The organism is Sphingobacterium sp. UBA865, from assembly GCF_002295765.1.
In the GTDB taxonomy this organism is placed as follows: domain Bacteria; phylum Bacteroidota; class Bacteroidia; order Sphingobacteriales; family Sphingobacteriaceae; genus Sphingobacterium; species Sphingobacterium multivorum.
In genome coordinates this window covers 67,628-83,940 of sequence record NZ_DBGB01000029.1, presented here as the reverse complement: position 1 = coordinate 83,940, position 16,313 = coordinate 67,628, and the positions used below count along the sequence as shown (strand labels likewise).

Here is a 16,313-nt window from a genome sequence, read left to right as displayed (position 1 = left end):
ATTTGAGACAGCTTCTTTTTTTGGTTTCTAAGGGGTTTACAAATACGTCCCTGCTTCTGCAAACTGACACGATTAGATGTCTGCGTATTTCTGAAAGTCAGCGATTACTCCCGGAGTAGTAGTGGAAAGCTGGTGAAGATTTACGGACTATTTTCTAGAATCGCCTCTACTTTACGCCCGATTATTTTAAGCATCCTTTCAAATCCCACATCTGTAGGGTGGGTGCCATCCACTGTTCCTTCCGAATCATCACCTATCAAATGGTCTGTAGGTATGTAATACAAATTTTTGTAACCTGCCTGTAGCAGTCTTTCATACTGTAGCTTAAAATTCTTATTCTGCTCGGTCAATTGCGCGCTCCATTTTAAATTATAATTGCCGACCTGACGGGTAATACTCTCTATCAGCAATATGGGTACCTGAGGATGGGATTTACGAATCCGTTTCACAAAATTAAACGTTCGTTCTTTGACTTCTTCGGGACTACTATTTGGCACACAATCCATGATGAGTAGACCCATAGAATCAATATCACATAGCATATCAGCCACGGCAGGCTCCATCCGGGCATTGCCACTCACGCCCATGTTGATCACATTGGCGTTCAACCGCCGCCCTAATTGCGCTGGATAAGCTAATCCCGGGCGGCTTGCGGAAGCACCATGGACGATGCTGGAACCATAAATCACGACCTTTTTGTTAAAAGACTGTCTGGTACCAACAAAGGTGGCTTTGTCATCAATAATCAGGTCAAAATCCAATAGCTCTTTATACAAGGGAAAGTAAACAAGAAATTCTTTTTCTGTTTTCGCCATATCTTCAACAAGCGTAGCTTTACTTTCCGCCATGTTCAGATCGGGACGAGCTACCCCTGCAAAGCGCCACCCACTGGGCTCTTTTACATATACATCAAAACCCCGTGACATAATCGGCGTGGAATTATTGCCTAGCGCCGCATCCGCCGTCTTCCATCGTAAAGATAATTTGCTCGTATTGCTCTTAAACGTAATAAACATTCCTGCAGCATGGGTATATAATTTCTTTACCGCAGCAGGAAGTTGCCTGTACTTCGCTGTATCTATCCGATGAAATTTTGATGCGTTTTCAAAAGCTCTTCCCTGCAGCTCAAATTTGGCCGACGAAATAACCTGCTGGGCGTATAAAGATACTGAGCCACAAACAAGAAGGAGGAAAAATAGGATACTTGTCTTTTTTCTCATGATGTTTCAATTAATAGCAATAGAAATGATTCTAATTGAATAGTGGCCATCTCATATTATCCATAAGATGGCCATCTACTTATAAAGGTATCGAATTTATTTCACTGTAAATACCGTAGCTACAGCGCGTTCACCTTCATGGTCAAACTTTCCATTATCTGAAGGATAGTTAACCACGCCTTCGCCCTTCACCCAAGCTGTGGAGGAACCGCCACCATCATAGTTTAACGCGGAAGTGCAGCCCAAGGCAGCCATTAACTCGCCCAGCTGGGGTATCGTCAGTCCCTGTGATTGTGATGAGCGGCCATCAATAACAGCTACAATAAGTTTATTGTCCTTGGTAAGCCCCACTGCTGTACGGGGATGTCTGCTGGTATTGAAATCTACATTCAACTGCTCCAGCACCTGACCATTCTGCATCAATAACGGGCCGCCAGCCAGTGCAGCGGTGGCGCTCAGCGTCCCCCAGCCTCCTGCGGGTTTCGGCACAATCTGATAGCTTTGCCCCGTAAAGGTAAATGCACCATTTTCACGGTAGCTATTAAATCCATTCACAGTCTGATTGATTACCTGGCCATCGTATTTGAAAAATACGGTTGATCCGCCTGTACTGGTATTAAAGTAACTGCCGTTAAATGCCACCAAAGCGCCCTTAGCCGTCGCGGCAGCACTTGTTTTTAGAAATCCGGTCTTCACATAGGGAATTTCCAGCTGCATGCCTTTCTTCAGATCGATCTCAAATACATTGACATATTGTTTGGTTTCAAATATCCGTGGAAATTGGTAATATTTCCACAGCACACCGTCAGCAACCGTTTTTGTATTCCAAGCTGCCGTATTGATAATCTCCGCCAAGTTTTCTTCCTGGGGAATACTGTAGTCATAGGGCAGCTGCGTTCCGCCCTCATTTTTCTTGCATGAAATAACAAGAAAAAGCAGCAATAAGCTATATATAAAATTTCTTTTCATCTGTTTTACTTTATTTCGCCGATCCACTTTAATTTTAATGGAACCACTTTTTCAATTGTTTTCTGGTTAATAGTGTATACGGCCGATTCCATATTGCGGTAAAAGACGACCTTGTTTTCTGATGGCAGTAATCTTGCCGCACTTACGTTGCCCGTCCCCCAGCTATAGGGCCAGTTGGCAAAATAGTGTTGCGGCACAGTTTCCCGCTCATACTGAAAGGCCTTTCCTTTTCGCTCCGCCAATAGCACCTTGTCCTTTCCGATCAATACCAATGATTTTCCCTGGATATACCCTGTATTGATTTGGCTCCAGTTCAATGTGTCTGGCAGCGTCAGCCATTTCTGAATCGGTTGTTCATCCAGCACCTTAAAATCTTTTTTTGAAACTTTACGGCAATAGCCATCAAAGAGGATGTACCATACGACCACGTCGTCAATATATATCGGTGGATTAAACTCTGAACTCCCTTTCAGAAAAGGAAACAGCTTCTCCACTGGACTGACACTATAGCTTGTGTTAGCTACATCCGTTGTGTAGACCATATCCTGTGTGAGATAATAGGTGCTGTCTTTTTTTGTCCATACCGCTTCCGGTGTCAGCCAGGTGCCTTTTAACGTAAAAAGATGGTTGTCATCGTAAGCGTTAAATATTCCGCCATAATCAAGACGGTCTTCCTTTTTGGGCTGAATAGCACCTTCAATAAAAAATTTCGCTGTCACCCCATCGTATTTTTCCAGGCGTGCAGCAACAGCGATCGCATGCCAGTGGTTGGAAACAACATACACCGTATCTCCAGGCTGGATGATTCGCTCTCCAGCGTTATTTTTGAGGCGTCTGCTGAAAATATAATTCTGCACCGTCGTCTTGGAGTTTTCCTCCTTGAAGATCAATGCCGCAGGTACCCCCTTGCTGACCAATTGCAGCGCCATGGACGAAGCTTCACAAATCTTGGAACCGTGCGCACCACAACCTCCAGACACCACAATAGCATCCATCGGCCGGATATGGTAGAGCTGGGCAGCAACATCTACCCGCTGGGCCAATACCTCAGGATCGGCTGAACCCAATAATAGCAGGATATTCTTGTGCTCAGCAGCTCGGCTGTTGCCTAATAGAAGAAGGGTAAGGATAAATAAACAGCTTAATTGTTTCATCTTATTTCACTTTTGCACCCATCCAAGTAGAAGAGCGCGGGTTATTATTGATATCTTGTTGCATGCGACTATCGTCCAATGCCGGCTTATATTTCTTGGCAAGCTCCAGCAATCCGGATGAGCTTAAACCATAACTCATGGACGGATTTTCGGCACCGATGGGCAGGTAATCCGGATTCAGCATGGTCGCAGGTTCAAAGCTTAGCTTTGGAACAATGCTTCCATCAGCGCCATACACCGCCTTCGTAGCAACAGTGTGCTGGATTAATGGAACAACAGCAATGTTATCCGAATAAGCATCAACATCGCTTGAACTGCCCGCCTGAATATTGCCCGAAACGATTGAATTGATCAAAGTCAAGTTGTTGACATTGCTGCGGCGATAGACACCTCCGCCGGGACCAACAACGGCATTCTTGGTAATGGTTGTACTGATTACGTCTGCCTGACAGTTATCATACAGCATCAGTCCGCCACCGCCGTTGGCTGATGTACTTGAATTTTCAGCCAGCAGGCAATTAACAAATACCCCTTTTGATTTTTCACGCAGATAAACCCCTGCTCCATAGGATGTATTTGAATTGCCAACCACCTCACAATTATAGAGTGTAATAGCTGCATTTGGATAAGCGTGTAAGCCCCCTGCGGTGCCTTTGGCACTATTGTGATTAAACTGGCTATCGTAGGCAATCAGTGACCCATCGGCGATCCATAGTCCGCCACCGTTATTTCCGCTGTTGCTATTATTGTTGATGCGACAATTTTCCAACCTGAGCTGGGCACCTGAAAACGCATAGATGCCGGCAGCAAAACCTGCAGTTCCCTTATCTGCGGTCGCTTTATTATCAATCACCTCCACATTTTTGAGCAGAACCCTGGCCATACCAATTAACATACCGCCACCTTGGCCACGGCTGAATTTTACGTTATCGATCGTTGTACTGGCACTGCGGTCGGTGGCATTTCCCCCTTTGATGCTGATATTTTCCAGCATAACCTGATTTTCAGGATCCGGGGTTGCCGTCACTGTGACTGTGTGAAACACCGATTTTCCACTGGAAAGCTTCCCCTGAAAGATGGTTTTATACAAGGCCGGATTGGGCTGATCTCCAGGTTTGACATTGGCCGCGTATCCGCCTATTAGGCTGACATTTTTTGCGATCTCTATGGTTTTATCGGATTCCTCATTCACATCACCATTGCGAATGGTTCTAGTTGGAATATAGGTTCCCTCGGCCAAGAATAGGGTACTGCCTGTCGTTGCTTTTTCGAGTGCCTGATCGAGATCTGTAGCACTACTCCACGAACTGCCATCTCCCTTACCTGCGGGAGTCACATAAAAAACGGGCACTTTTCCGGATTCCTGCAAAATCAAGATCTCCTGCGATACATTATCGTTCAGCCTGAGCAGCAAAGTCGCCGAACGTTCATCCTCCGAATTTTTCGAAACAGAAAACCGGATCTTATTTTTCCCTTTGGGATACACCGTACTATCCAGTTTGATCCAGTCTTTGTCGCTACTGACGGTAATCGTTGCATTCGCCAAGATGTCCAACTGATAGGTATCGGCCCTACTGCCGACCTCCATATAATCCCGATCGACCAGGAGCCGCTGCTCACTTTCGATTTTATCTTTTTTACAGCTCTGTATGCCTAAGGCAGACAAAAGAACCATAAAAATATATAACGATTTTTTCATTATAATCAATGTTTTTTGAACCTACTTATTGTTTTGTGTTGCTATAAATCTGCTGCAGCTGACGGTAACATTCAATCAGCTGGGCTGTGGTTTCATAATGACACTCAAACATGAATACACCTTTATATTTAATTTTTTCCAGTGCGGCCAATATGGTATTCCAGTCATTCTGCCCTTTACCATTACAAGGCAGGTAGTGACTTTCCTTTGTTCCATCCCCATCCGCGACATGAAGCGTCTTGACGCGCGGTCCAAAAGCCAAAAGCAGCCGCTCGGGATGTGCAATATGGTTCATATCCACTGCAATGCCAACCTGATCAGGAAAGCGGGCAAAAAGTTCCTGACATTCTTCTACGGTCCGCAGTAGGGGTCGTTCCCGCTCCCCTACCGTCAGCGAAGGCCCGAGCATATTTTCGATGACGAGTTGAAGCCCTGCCCCCGATACCGCCGTGTACAACTCATTGACAGAACGTACCAGCTGCTCCTTGCGGGCCTCGCGTCTGTTGGGTTCGAGATAATAGGATGGGTGAAACAGAATCACCTGCGGATGAAGACGGTAAAGACCTTCCAGTAGCTGCAAATGCATTCGCATCACCTGCTGCCGCTGCTGTTCGTCCAGCGTAGAGATATCTATTTTGGCGGAAAAGGGCATATGGATAGACCATACCTTCACCGCAGCTTTTTTCAGTACAATGGCCAACGAATCGCATTTAAGCAACCATTCAGCCTGCGGGATTTTTAAACTGAGGTCTGCATTGACGAAGCTTCCGAGACCTGCAATCTCTATATAATCCATACCAGCTTCTTTGTCTGCTTTTAGCTTTTCAAATGCTATCTTCCGGATATCAAGAGAGTAGCCAACGGCATAATCAGGCCGATCCTGTTTTTGACAGTACGTATATCCAGGGATCAAAAGATAACAGAGGATCGAAATAAAAATAAGTTGTTTCATGTTATCTGTATAATTTCTCCCATTCAGGATTTTGTTTCAAATTTGGGTTTAACTTGATATCTTCGATTGGGATCGGTGCATAGTAATCACGTTTTTCATCAAACTTACCCCGTTGATAAAATGGATCAAGTGACCCCTTATTGGCATTCTGTGTATTCGAAACTGGGTCCCAAAGTGTCCGCTGATTGATATTGATCAAGGTGGTCACCGTACCCGGTGCACCCGATGTATTACCTGTATGGACATACACATCCGCCTTGCCATCTCCTGTAAAATCATAAGCTCCGATACCGGGAAAATAAACCCCGACAATAGGCTGATTCAGTTTGGATCCGGCTTTCCATCGCATTAAGTCATCCCAGCGCTGTCCTTCGTTGAACAATTCGATCCGTCTTTCGCGCCGTATTTCCAAAAGAACTCCCCTGAATGCACCAGCATCAACATTGGGATACATGGCCAGCAGATAGGGGTCAGGGTTAGCATTCGCTTCAGCGAGGGATAGCATCGGCATCCCCGCACGGCTACGCAACTTATTGACCGTCAAGTCAAGGTCGCTTTGACTGATCGTCCCAAGTTCGGCTTTTGCTTCGGCATTGATCAGCAGTGCCTCCGCATAACGGAATAAGATGACATCAAAATAGGAGGCCGATACGCCCCATTGCAATTTATCCGGCAATGCCTTGATCAGACGGTAGCCTGTCGTGGTGATCGTCAAGTTGACAGGCTCATTCGCTGTTTCGCCGTTAGCTCGGAAGTCTGGCCCCGCTGTTGTCTGTGTAAGCCTTGGATCTCTATTCTGCATTTCTTGATAGAATTCCATGGTCTTGTAACCTGATCTATCCGTAAAACGGCTTCCATCCTTCATCAGATAGCTATTGATCATATCTTTGGCGATACCGTACGCCCCCGAAGTTGCTGAGGTAAAGGAATAGCCAAGGCCATGCACACGCATGCCCAGTTCAAAATCAATGGCAAGGATAGTCTCCACCTGATCCTGATTATTTCGGGCGAATAGATTCCGATAGGCTTGATCCGCACCGCCCTGGCTGTACAAGGTATAGGCCCCACTATTCATCAATTCAGTCGATGCACTAACAGCCTCATTCAGGAACTTTTCATGTCCTGCGATCTGATGGTATTTTCTAAATGTTCCTTCAAAGAGTGCCACCCTTGCTTTCAGCAGCAGCGCCGTGTATTTAGTGATCAAGTTAAGCTGTTTTTCAGCTGGTATATTTTCGATCGCATAGTCCAGATCGGCCATAATGGAATCCATCACCAGCTGTCGGGTGTCCCTAGCCTTGAAAAGGTCTTCATCTTTGGCACTCAGCACCTTTCCGTACCAGGGCACGTCACCGAAAGTTTTCACCTTATCGTAATAAAAATTCGCTCTAAAAAAACGGGCTATGCCGCCGTATTTCTTTTGTGCTACAGCGTCGGGAACTTTATGGTAGTTGGCCAGAAAATAATTGATCTTGCGCAACTGGCTCCAGGACCAACCGCCCGAACCGCTTCCCACGGGGACAGTTCGATTGCCCTTGATCCGGTCGGCAACCGTAAGGGGTATCATATTATCCGAATTACCATCGTTTGTATACCAGGATTCATTGGGTAAAAAGGTGTAAAAATCATTGGTGGCCACCTCCAGATCCTTTGCTGTATTGAAAAAATAAGGCGCTTCCACCTGGTCCTCCGAGGGACGGTCCAAATAATCTTTCTGACAAGCTGCCAGCGATAGCAAGATCAACAGACCAAGTAGTTTATAGGTGTTTGTTGTAAGTTTCATTATCATTGCGTTGTCAAGTATTAAAGCGTAAGCATTAAACCAAAAGAATAAGTTTTACCCATGGGATAGTCCCGTAGCAGTCCCCGCTCCGAGGAATCCGCAGGATCATTGGCACTTGCAGGCGAATTATAATTGATCATTGCACCTGCTTGTTCGGGATCTATATACTTCGTCAGATGGCCAAAGTTCCAGGTCAACAGATTCTCGCCGCTGAAGTAAAACCGTAATTTTTCAACTTTATAGCGCCTTGTCCATTTCTGCGGTAAGGTGTATCCCAACGTAAAATTTTTCATCCGTAGGAACCCAACATTGGTCAGGTAATAGTCGTTTAATTCGTACAGCGACCTTCCACTCTGCAGCGACGAGTATCCCCGATAGATCTGTGGATACCTGTTCCCTTTATTGTCCGGCGTCCATGCATTATCTACCAAGTCTTTGCGTACAAAGGAAAGATATGGGCGCTGGTAGGAACCCCAGTATAAATCTCCTGTCGGGTACCAATCCTGTTTGGCAACACCAGCAAAGGCTGCCGAGAGATCAAAATTATTCCAGGAAGCACTCATATTGATTCCAAATGGAAATTTCGGCATGGCATTACCAATGGGTTTAATATCACCGTGGTTGGCAAGCGTATTATCGCCTTTGTCGATGCGTCCATCACCATTGAGATCCACGTATTTCACATCGCCGCCGCGCAACATATTCCATTCACTATTTTGCGACACACTCAGAATATCATTATATACTTTGGAGAGGGACAATTGTGGATCCTGGAAACTATTCTGGTAGCTCAATGCCTCCGCATCGGACTGAAACTGTCCGTCGATATGGTATCCCCAGATCTGCCCTAGCACCTGTCCTTCGTAATAGGAGCTCAACAAGCCTTGTGGATTATTATATTTCGTAATGATCCCTTTAAAATTAGTGGTATTTGCGGCGATGTTGAAACGAAAGGGTGAGCCGGCAAGGTCAAATTTATCCTGGTAGCTTACCCCCACTTCAAAACCTTTATTGCGCAAAGCAGCATAGTTTTCACGCAGTTCATTAGCTCCAAATACCGCTGGAAGTGGCTGCCCCGGAAGATACATGCCTTCAACATCCTTCTGATACCAGTCAAAGTTGATATTTAGCTTGTTCTGGATCAGCCCAAGATCAACACCGAAGTCAATGCTTTTGGTCCGTTCCCAGGTGACGACATTCGGCAACGGTGCCGGTGTACTCGCCCCGATAAGACGGGAGCCTCCATTTAGCCAAGCCAACTGCTGCACCGTCATCAATTCTTTAAAGGTATTGACACCTACAGTCTGGTTGCCGAGCTTGCCATAAGAAGCTCTGAGTTTTAAGGTAGGTATACTGCCTTTGATCGATTCCCAGAAGTGCTCACGATCTAGCTGCCAGCCTAATGAGACGGAGGGAAAAAATCCCCATCGGCTCCCGCTTGGAAAGCGTGACGAACCATCATACCGCGAATTTATTTCCAGCAGGTATTTATTATCGTAGGCATAATTAAAACGGCCAAATACACCCTGAATAGCCCAATTTTCAGCTGTTCCACTCAGGCTATACATGGAAGTCCCCAGCGCCAGGTTGGATAGATCTTCGATCAGCAGGTCGTCCATGGCCCCGGCGATACGGTCCCGGTCAAAGGATTCCTGATTGTAGCCTACCAATAATTTGAACTGATGTTTTTGCGCCACACTTTTTTCGTAGGTCGCAAACAGGTTCATCGCGTTATATTTGTCTTTCCAGCGGTATTCTGTCAGACGGTTGAGCCCTGCTGTCGTATAATTGAGCTTGTTGCCCGAATAGTAACTAAAGGGGTTGAGGCGTGTGCTCCGTGAAAAGTTTTCGATACGGTTGCTATAATCAAAATTTACCTGTAGGCCTTTCATTGGCTTGAGCAGGACACGGAAGGTATTGGTAAACTCTTCACTATTGCGTACCTCCCAGCTTTTTCCGGATTCCAGCCCTGCATTGGCTCCCTGACCGCCAGTACCCACACCGATATCCGTTGGAATACCATCGACAAAATTGGGGTAAAAAGGCATTAGATTATACCAGGTCGTCGTGCTCCAAAGTCCCCCCAGACCATTACTGTACCCCCCATATTCTTTATCCTTTTCGTTGATGAACTGCGTATTGTTTGAAATTTCCAACCAGCTGTTGGGCGTGAATACCAAATTGGATTTCATATTCTGGCGATCCATATTCGCATCGTCATTGATATTGTTGATCGTTTCCCGTTTGAATACACGTCCAGAGAGATAGGCTTTCAACTTTTCACTGCCACCTGAAATGGCGATATTATGGAAGTTGGAGGGCTGATATTTTTTAAATAGGTAATCCCACCAGTTGGTCTTATAGAAAAATTTATAGGTTCCGTCTGTCTGTTTCTCATGAAAGGGCGCAATCTCACCTGCAGCCACCATTTTAATTGCGTCCCAGTCCATTGCATTGTAACGTGTATAGGAACTGCCGTTATAACCATACAGTGCGGCATCTACTGTTTTACCATAGACATAGGGATCGGAGATATAGTCGGTACGGGAGGCGGGTGTAGTCCAGGCAAAATTATTGACATAATCGACCTTAACTGTTCCTGCCTTTCCTTTTTTGGTGGTGACCAAGATGACTCCAAAAGCACCACGGGCTCCATAAATGGCCGCCGAAGCAGCATCTTTCAGGACAGAAACACTTTCAATATCGTTGGGATTAACCCGTGTGATATTCCCTTCGATCCCGTCGATCAATACCAGCGGGCCGCCCTCATTGATGGAATTGAATCCCCGCACATTGATATCGGGTGTTTTGGATGGATCACCGCTGTTGAGCTGTATATTCAAGCCCGGCATAAGTCCCTGGAGTGTACCTGCAATATTTGCACTTGGACGCAGCGCGATATCATCCGCATTGACCTGCGACACAGCTCCCGTCAGATTGGCTCTTTTCTGTACACCGTAGCCCACGACGACAACTTCTTCCATTGCATTGATAGCCGGCTTCATGGTCACATGCAATGTCGACTGCTTTGCCAGCGCTATTTCCAGCGGCTGATAGCCAACCATCGTAAATACAAGTATGGCATCCGGGCTGCTGACCTGGATCTGAAAGCTGCCATCCTCCCGACTGAGTGTTTTCTCCTTTTTGCCTTTTTCACTGATAGTAACATTGTCCAACGGTCGGCCCTGATCGTCTTTGACAAATCCTTTGACCGGGTACAGCTGCGGAGCCTCCGTAACCGATACCTGGCGAACGGGCTGATCCACTTGTTTATTCAAGACAATATTTTTATCCGCTTTGACATAAGATAACTGCAACTGGGCCAATAGATCTTTCAAGGCTTCTTCAAAAGAAATATTGTGGTAGCTCACGCTGATACGGTCGTCTTTTGCGATCAGCGATTCGTTGTAAAAAATATTGTATCCGCTTTGCTTCTGCAGTTCTTTCAAGACAGCACTCACTTTCACATTATTCCGCTTCAGATTGACGGTCTGGCCAAAAGAAAATGCATGCAGCTGCAAATTGGCTGCGAATAAGAGAGGAATTGCTAATGACAATTTCATAGAAATTGGTATTTTCTGGGATCTTACCTGACATAATTGGGTCGGTCCGATCAATTTTTTTTTATTAAATTGCATTCGGTTGAGATAAAATTTAACGGTTTTACTATTCATCCATGTCGAGAAAAAGACAAAACTTTCAGGGGCGTTGGCGCGCTCCTGATTGTTATATATGCTTCCCTTCTCATCAGCGTTAGTTTAGCACATATATCCTCCTTCCTTTACGTTCGAAATGTACGCCACCGGCGAGAGAAATTGTTTTCAACAATTTATCGATATTTTCATAGCGGGAGATTGTCCCGGAGAAGTGCTGTCCCTGCAGCTGATCTTGGTAACTGATCTCGACATCATACCAGCGTTCTACCTCGTCCATGACCGTTTGAATGGATGCATTATCAAAAGCAAAATTTCCATTTTTCCAGGCAAGACTATAGAACGGATCCACTTGTTCCTTTTTCACGCTCTTGCGGCTTTTATCGAAAACGACCTGGTCATTGGGCGCTAGGACCTGTTCTTTCAAGGCAGCATCGCCAAAAGATAGCTTGACTTTTCCTTCTACCAACGTGGTAACGATTTGATCCCCAAAACTCCTGATGTTAAAATGTGTTCCAAGAACCTCGAGTGTCTGTGCTCCACTTTGCACGATAAAAGGTACCCGTTTGCCTTTATTGTCCATTTTAGCCACTTCAAAATAGGCTTCACCTTCGAGCTGCACCGACCGCAACTTCGCATCAAATTTTACAGGATATTTGATCTTACTGCCTGCATTGAGCTGCACAAGACTTCCGTCGGCCATCTTTAATGTATACTCTCCACCTCTAGGGGTTACGACCGTATTGTAGACGATGTTATTTGTTGGTGACAACATGTCTTTGAGCTTATAACTGATTTGACCTTTGTTATCTTTGGTGATCAAATATTCGCCTTGGTCAAGGACTGTATCCGCATGGAGCAAACTGAGGTCGATCTGTTTTCCATCTTCAAGAATGATTATGGCTTTATCAGAACCCGGTACGATCGACACCGTAGACAGCTGCTCTTTTGGCTGCATATCCACGGTATAAAAGTTGTAGTAGCCCCATAGCACGGCTCCGCAGAACGCAAGAAAGATTGCCGCCACCTGCCACCATCTACTCCTGAAATTAAAATGTCCATCTGTAGTTCTTTGGTACGTAGATGCAGGTGTTGCTAATCTCGGATCGGCTAATATATTTTCCATCATCCGATGTGGATCGGGGTATGTTGCGGGCTTTGCAGGGTACGAGTTCTCTCGCCAGACTTTCTCCCAAGCCTGCAGAAATGCAGGATCATCCATTAATCCTACAAGCAGTTCCTGTTCTTCTTTGCTGGCTTGATCAGCAAGATATTTACGTATTAATTGGCTGTATTGTTCAATTTGGTTCATTCCTTTGGATCGATTTCAACTACATAATCGCACGAAGCCGGAAAAAGTACCAATAGAAAAAATTTTTTTTTACGGATTTTAGGCGACCTAACTTTTTAGCCCCCTGAGATGGCTAATTACAACTACAGGAAAAGAGGTGGCAACCCGAGTTGCTTAGAAAAAAAAGATGGACAGGATTTTATCCAGCTTGAACCGGACAAATTTTGAGGCGAGACTGAGGTGATTACGCACGGTATTTTTGGAGAGCCCTTCTTCATCGGCAATTTCCTGATAAGATTGATCTTCAAACTTGCTCCGCCGGTAAACTGCCTGCTGCTGTGGAGGCAATTGTGCAATAATAGATTCTAAAATGACCTGTAGCTCTTTGCCATCCAATTCTTCCTGGAGCGAAAAAGAACTTTCAGGCCAACTGTGCTGAAGCGACTGCAGATAGTTGGATCGGACCAGCGATTTACGGAAATTGGATATGGCCATTCTCTTTGAAATAGCAAATAGAAAGGGAAAAATGGCTTCCGGACCGGAGAGCTGCATTCTTTTTAAATAAAATTCAATAAAAACTTCCTGTGTGACCTCCTCCGCATCACTGTCACTTTTGCAGAGTTGTCTGACTTTAAAATAAATAATCGGCTGATAATAATTGAACACAATACCAAAAATAGACTGATCTCCAGCTTGTAATAAGAGAAAATCGTCCATTGATATGGAAATATGTTTCAGTCCAACGATCATGAATTCGGTATATTTAATTGATGCAAATTAACCTAACAGATGTTAATTTCATATAAAATTAACATTAATATCCATAATTTCGAGCTCAATCTCCCTATAAAAAAAGCAGCACTCTCCATGCTACAGGTCTGGCTAATTTCTTAATTAAACAGATTAGTCTTAGTAAAATTCTCAAATTTCAAAGTCACTTTAGCGACCATATAGTCTGCCGATTCCTCGATAATATCAGCGCTTACTGTACAGTTTAGCTTTTCGCCTTTTTGTTTTTTCAAGGATTTAATCACGTCGCTACGGCTATTCGACTGTGCATTGGTAGCTTGGATCTTTTGGTTAAAATCAGCTGCAAAATATCAGCTTTTAGTTTCATTGTAAAACTAGTTTGAATACTATATACTATGGCAATAATAAGTAATTTTTCTAGACTATTTCAATCTCCTATTTACAGAAAACTTTTCTGTAAATGGGTTATAAAGCTTTAAACCTTTGGAATCTCATCAAAATAAGTCCTCATAGGTAACAAGAAAAATTACGACCAATGTTGTGCCACAGGTCAGACTGCGGCACAACATACATGCTAGTTATTCTTTGTCACGAAAAGATCATCAGCTCCCTCATTGATAGGGATATACAATCTTTCCCAGCTTTTTGAATGAACCATTTCCCAGCTATGCCCAGTACCTTTCAAATCTTCAGCCAAAAGAATCGTTCCAGGTTTGATTAAAAAAGTTGAACCATCGCTGACTTTAAATCTGATTTTACCTTTCAGCGTAACCACGTATTGTCTTCTTGGAGCTGGATGAGCATTTTTCTCCCATTCTTCTGTTTTATTGCTTGTCCAAAATGTACTCGTATTGGCGTGTTTCAATGTTGGAATAAAGCCTTTTTGAAACGAGCAGGTTCCATCCGGATTGTTGATCAATCGTACTGCAGGCATTTTACCTTCGGCTTCCACGTTGACCGTCTTAATTTTTCCATGGCCTTCTTGCGCTTTCACAGCGGTTAAGCTTGATGTTGCCAATATGCAAGCAATAGTTAGTTTGGATATCATTTTCATTTTGTAATGTTTGAAATTATTATTTTGTTGTTTTAATTTTAGAATTCATAGACTGTGTCGTGTACCATCATCCGTTCGAAATAAGGTTTGTATTTAGCGACAAGGGCGAGGTGTCCCGGCAGTTTACCATAAGCCTCTAGTTCCTCCAATGTCGCAAATTCCATAGACGCATTGTAGGTAAACGAGTTGTCCAATACCGCCCTTGGTGAAGAAGCAGCTGGCTTTCCATAACGTACATTTTTGACATAGGGAAGCTTTTTAAGACCTTCAAAAAACTGTTTAAACTCTTCTACCTGTTCAGCAGACAATTCAGGTTTTAGCCAAAAAAGCAAATAGTGGAAATACACTTTTTTAGTTTTTGATTTTTTCTCTTTTGCCATCAGTGAGGTGGCCGCAAAGCTCATAACACCAGCAGTACCTAGTGTAAGGATAAAATCTTTTCTTTTCATGTTATTGCTATTTAATTAAAATCAATTCTATATTTAAGCACAAATGCCCACTTGTGATCTGTTACCACAGCTTGATCCGCAGCATTTAAATTATAGATCGGACGATTTTGCGCATCAAAAGTCAGCCGACTGCTATTACCGTGCATCAGTAGCGAGATACCTGCATCATAAATTAGACTTTTGTCTTTCAATGCCTTGTAGTCCCCTACTTGTACAGAAACCGCTGGCTGCAGCTGTAAATTATGTTTGGATGGATTGAAATAAGGGAGTGTACCGCCGACCTGTGCGTAAAATGTATTTCCCGTGCCAGCATTTGGCAAGCTATTTCCCGCACCATTCAGGCTTGCATTGGCCGCATCGATACCTGTCGCCGGGTTGTTTGTCCCTGCAAAGCGGAGATAGTTAGGACCATAATCGCTGTGCATGGCCATACCATAGGCACTAATCGAAGTTCCCTTCACTTTGTCGATGGGCGCGTCATAGATGATATCCGCTGCAAAATTGCGCATATCGTCATTTTTGGTCATCTGCCGTTCATCCAGATGCCAAAGGGCATTGTGCATATACTCAAATCCAGCCCCTATGCTGAGCACATCTTTTTTACCGAGGTATGTACCCGAATTGAATGGCGTTTCGTTACTTTCTTTATCGTGAAATGCGTAGCGGAAGTACCCTGACACATCTTTACGTGCTTCGTTTTTGCTAAAGGTGGCTTTATTTAATTTAGGATCAGCGCTGGCGGCGGAATATGGATCGGCAAGTACCACCCGATAGTCAAATTTTCCAAGCTGCCCTTTTGCATAGATGCTCATTTCACGCACGACCATATCAGTCGCCCCAGTATTGGAAGTCGCATACAAAGGCAAGTCGTAAAGAAGCGTATTAAGTGGTCCTGTTGTAAAACGCGAAAGACCGCGCCAAGTCGAACGGCCGCCACCGATTGCAAGTTTTGGACTGAAACTATATTCTGCATAGGCATCCAAGAGATCCATATATGTATTAGTCTTGCTGTTGACGTTTACGTTGGTAGGCCCCATCTGTAATACAAACAGTAAATTTTCGGTAGGCTTGTAAGTCATCTTTGCCCTAATACGCCGCAAAGAAAGATCAGATACATTCGAAACGGACTCGTTGTTTACCAAGCTTCCCGGATTGAGCTGACTATATCTCGCCCACAGCTCAGCGTACCCGCTGAAGCTGATATAACGTGTATGCTCCTTATTTAAGAAATGAGTAAGTTTTGGATTTCCAAAATCATTGGTTTGCGCCTCGGCGAGCTCTGCGCTACCTAGTCCCAAACTGAGGAACAATGCCAAGGTAAGCTGTTTTTTATTCATGA

12 protein-coding genes are annotated in these 16,313 nt (G+C 44.5%); all 12 read right to left on the bottom strand.

The window, feature by feature from the left end:
• Positions 1–140: 140 nt before the first annotated feature.
• The 12 genes from B2O97_RS15880 to B2O97_RS15825 all read right to left on the bottom strand — a co-directional run bounded on the left by B2O97_RS15880 (position 141) and on the right by B2O97_RS15825 (position 16,311).
• On the bottom strand, positions 141–1,220 hold the full coding sequence (locus B2O97_RS15880) for an SGNH/GDSL hydrolase family protein (RefSeq protein ID WP_286767688.1): 1,080 nt from the start codon (positions 1,218–1,220) through the stop codon (positions 141–143).
• Between the two features lie 96 nt (positions 1,221–1,316).
• Positions 1,317–2,189: a phosphodiester glycosidase family protein gene (locus tag B2O97_RS15875; RefSeq protein WP_286767687.1), complete on the bottom strand. Its 873-nt coding sequence runs from the start codon at positions 2,187–2,189 to the stop codon at positions 1,317–1,319.
• A gap of 5 nt (positions 2,190–2,194) precedes the next feature.
• Positions 2,195–3,343, bottom strand: coding sequence for a YdcF family protein (locus B2O97_RS15870; RefSeq protein ID WP_070566352.1), 1,149 nt, complete (start codon positions 3,341–3,343; stop codon positions 2,195–2,197).
• Position 3,344: 1 nt separating this feature from the next.
• Positions 3,345–5,042 carry a right-handed parallel beta-helix repeat-containing protein gene (locus tag B2O97_RS15865; protein WP_070566355.1) on the bottom strand — a complete coding sequence of 566 codons (1,698 nt, stop codon included), beginning with the start codon at positions 5,040–5,042 and terminating at the stop codon, positions 3,345–3,347.
• 25 nt (positions 5,043–5,067) lie between these two features.
• The gene (locus tag B2O97_RS15860) at positions 5,068–5,994 is read right to left on the bottom strand and encodes a sugar phosphate isomerase/epimerase family protein (RefSeq protein ID WP_115049872.1); all 927 of its coding nucleotides are present in this window, start codon (positions 5,992–5,994) and stop codon (positions 5,068–5,070) included.
• 1 nt (position 5,995) lies between these two features.
• On the bottom strand, positions 5,996–7,777 hold the full coding sequence (locus B2O97_RS15855; RefSeq protein WP_115049870.1) for a RagB/SusD family nutrient uptake outer membrane protein: 1,782 nt from the start codon (positions 7,775–7,777) through the stop codon (positions 5,996–5,998).
• Between the two features lie 20 nt (positions 7,778–7,797).
• A complete protein-coding gene (locus B2O97_RS15850) occupies positions 7,798–11,340 on the bottom strand; it encodes a TonB-dependent receptor (RefSeq protein ID WP_286767686.1) in 3,543 nt (1,180 codons plus the stop codon).
• 190 nt (positions 11,341–11,530) lie between these two features.
• Positions 11,531–12,742, bottom strand: coding sequence for a FecR family protein (locus tag B2O97_RS15845; protein ID WP_286767685.1), 1,212 nt, complete (start codon positions 12,740–12,742; stop codon positions 11,531–11,533).
• Positions 12,743–12,895: 153 nt separating this feature from the next.
• Positions 12,896–13,438 carry an RNA polymerase sigma factor gene (locus B2O97_RS15840; protein WP_159332797.1) on the bottom strand — a complete coding sequence of 181 codons (543 nt, stop codon included), beginning with the start codon at positions 13,436–13,438 and terminating at the stop codon, positions 12,896–12,898.
• Positions 13,439–14,045: 607 nt separating this feature from the next.
• Positions 14,046–14,525: a hypothetical protein gene (locus tag B2O97_RS15835; protein WP_286767684.1), complete on the bottom strand. Its 480-nt coding sequence runs from the start codon at positions 14,523–14,525 to the stop codon at positions 14,046–14,048.
• Positions 14,526–14,563: 38 nt separating this feature from the next.
• Positions 14,564–14,974: a Dabb family protein gene (locus B2O97_RS15830; RefSeq protein ID WP_286767683.1), complete on the bottom strand. Its 411-nt coding sequence runs from the start codon at positions 14,972–14,974 to the stop codon at positions 14,564–14,566.
• 11 nt (positions 14,975–14,985) lie between these two features.
• Complete coding sequence (locus B2O97_RS15825; RefSeq protein ID WP_286767682.1) at positions 14,986–16,311, bottom strand: hypothetical protein; 1,326 nt, start codon at positions 16,309–16,311, stop codon at positions 14,986–14,988.
• Between the last annotated feature and the right edge of the window lie 2 nt (positions 16,312–16,313).

Excerpts from the sequence above, each read along its gene's own strand:
- B2O97_RS15840 (WP_159332797.1), bottom strand. The coding sequence starts at position 13,438 with ATGGACGATTTTCTCTTATTACAAGCTGGAGATCAGTCTATTTTTGGT.
- B2O97_RS15855 (WP_115049870.1), bottom strand. The coding sequence starts at position 7,777 with ATGAAACTTACAACAAACACCTATAAACTACTTGGTCTGTTGATCTTG.
- B2O97_RS15845 (WP_286767685.1), bottom strand. The coding sequence starts at position 12,742 with ATGAACCAAATTGAACAATACAGCCAATTAATACGTAAATATCTTGCT.
- B2O97_RS15835 (WP_286767684.1), bottom strand. The coding sequence starts at position 14,525 with ATGAAAATGATATCCAAACTAACTATTGCTTGCATATTGGCAACATCA.
- B2O97_RS15875 (WP_286767687.1), bottom strand. The coding sequence starts at position 2,189 with ATGAAAAGAAATTTTATATATAGCTTATTGCTGCTTTTTCTTGTTATT.
- B2O97_RS15850 (WP_286767686.1), bottom strand. The coding sequence starts at position 11,340 with ATGAAATTGTCATTAGCAATTCCTCTCTTATTCGCAGCCAATTTGCAG.
- B2O97_RS15870 (WP_070566352.1), bottom strand. The coding sequence starts at position 3,343 with ATGAAACAATTAAGCTGTTTATTTATCCTTACCCTTCTTCTATTAGGC.
- B2O97_RS15825 (WP_286767682.1), bottom strand. The coding sequence starts at position 16,311 with ATGAATAAAAAACAGCTTACCTTGGCATTGTTCCTCAGTTTGGGACTA.
- B2O97_RS15830 (WP_286767683.1), bottom strand. The coding sequence starts at position 14,974 with ATGAAAAGAAAAGATTTTATCCTTACACTAGGTACTGCTGGTGTTATG.
- B2O97_RS15880 (WP_286767688.1), bottom strand. The coding sequence starts at position 1,220 with ATGAGAAAAAAGACAAGTATCCTATTTTTCCTCCTTCTTGTTTGTGGC.
- B2O97_RS15865 (WP_070566355.1), bottom strand. The coding sequence starts at position 5,042 with ATGAAAAAATCGTTATATATTTTTATGGTTCTTTTGTCTGCCTTAGGC.
- B2O97_RS15860 (WP_115049872.1), bottom strand. The coding sequence starts at position 5,994 with ATGAAACAACTTATTTTTATTTCGATCCTCTGTTATCTTTTGATCCCT.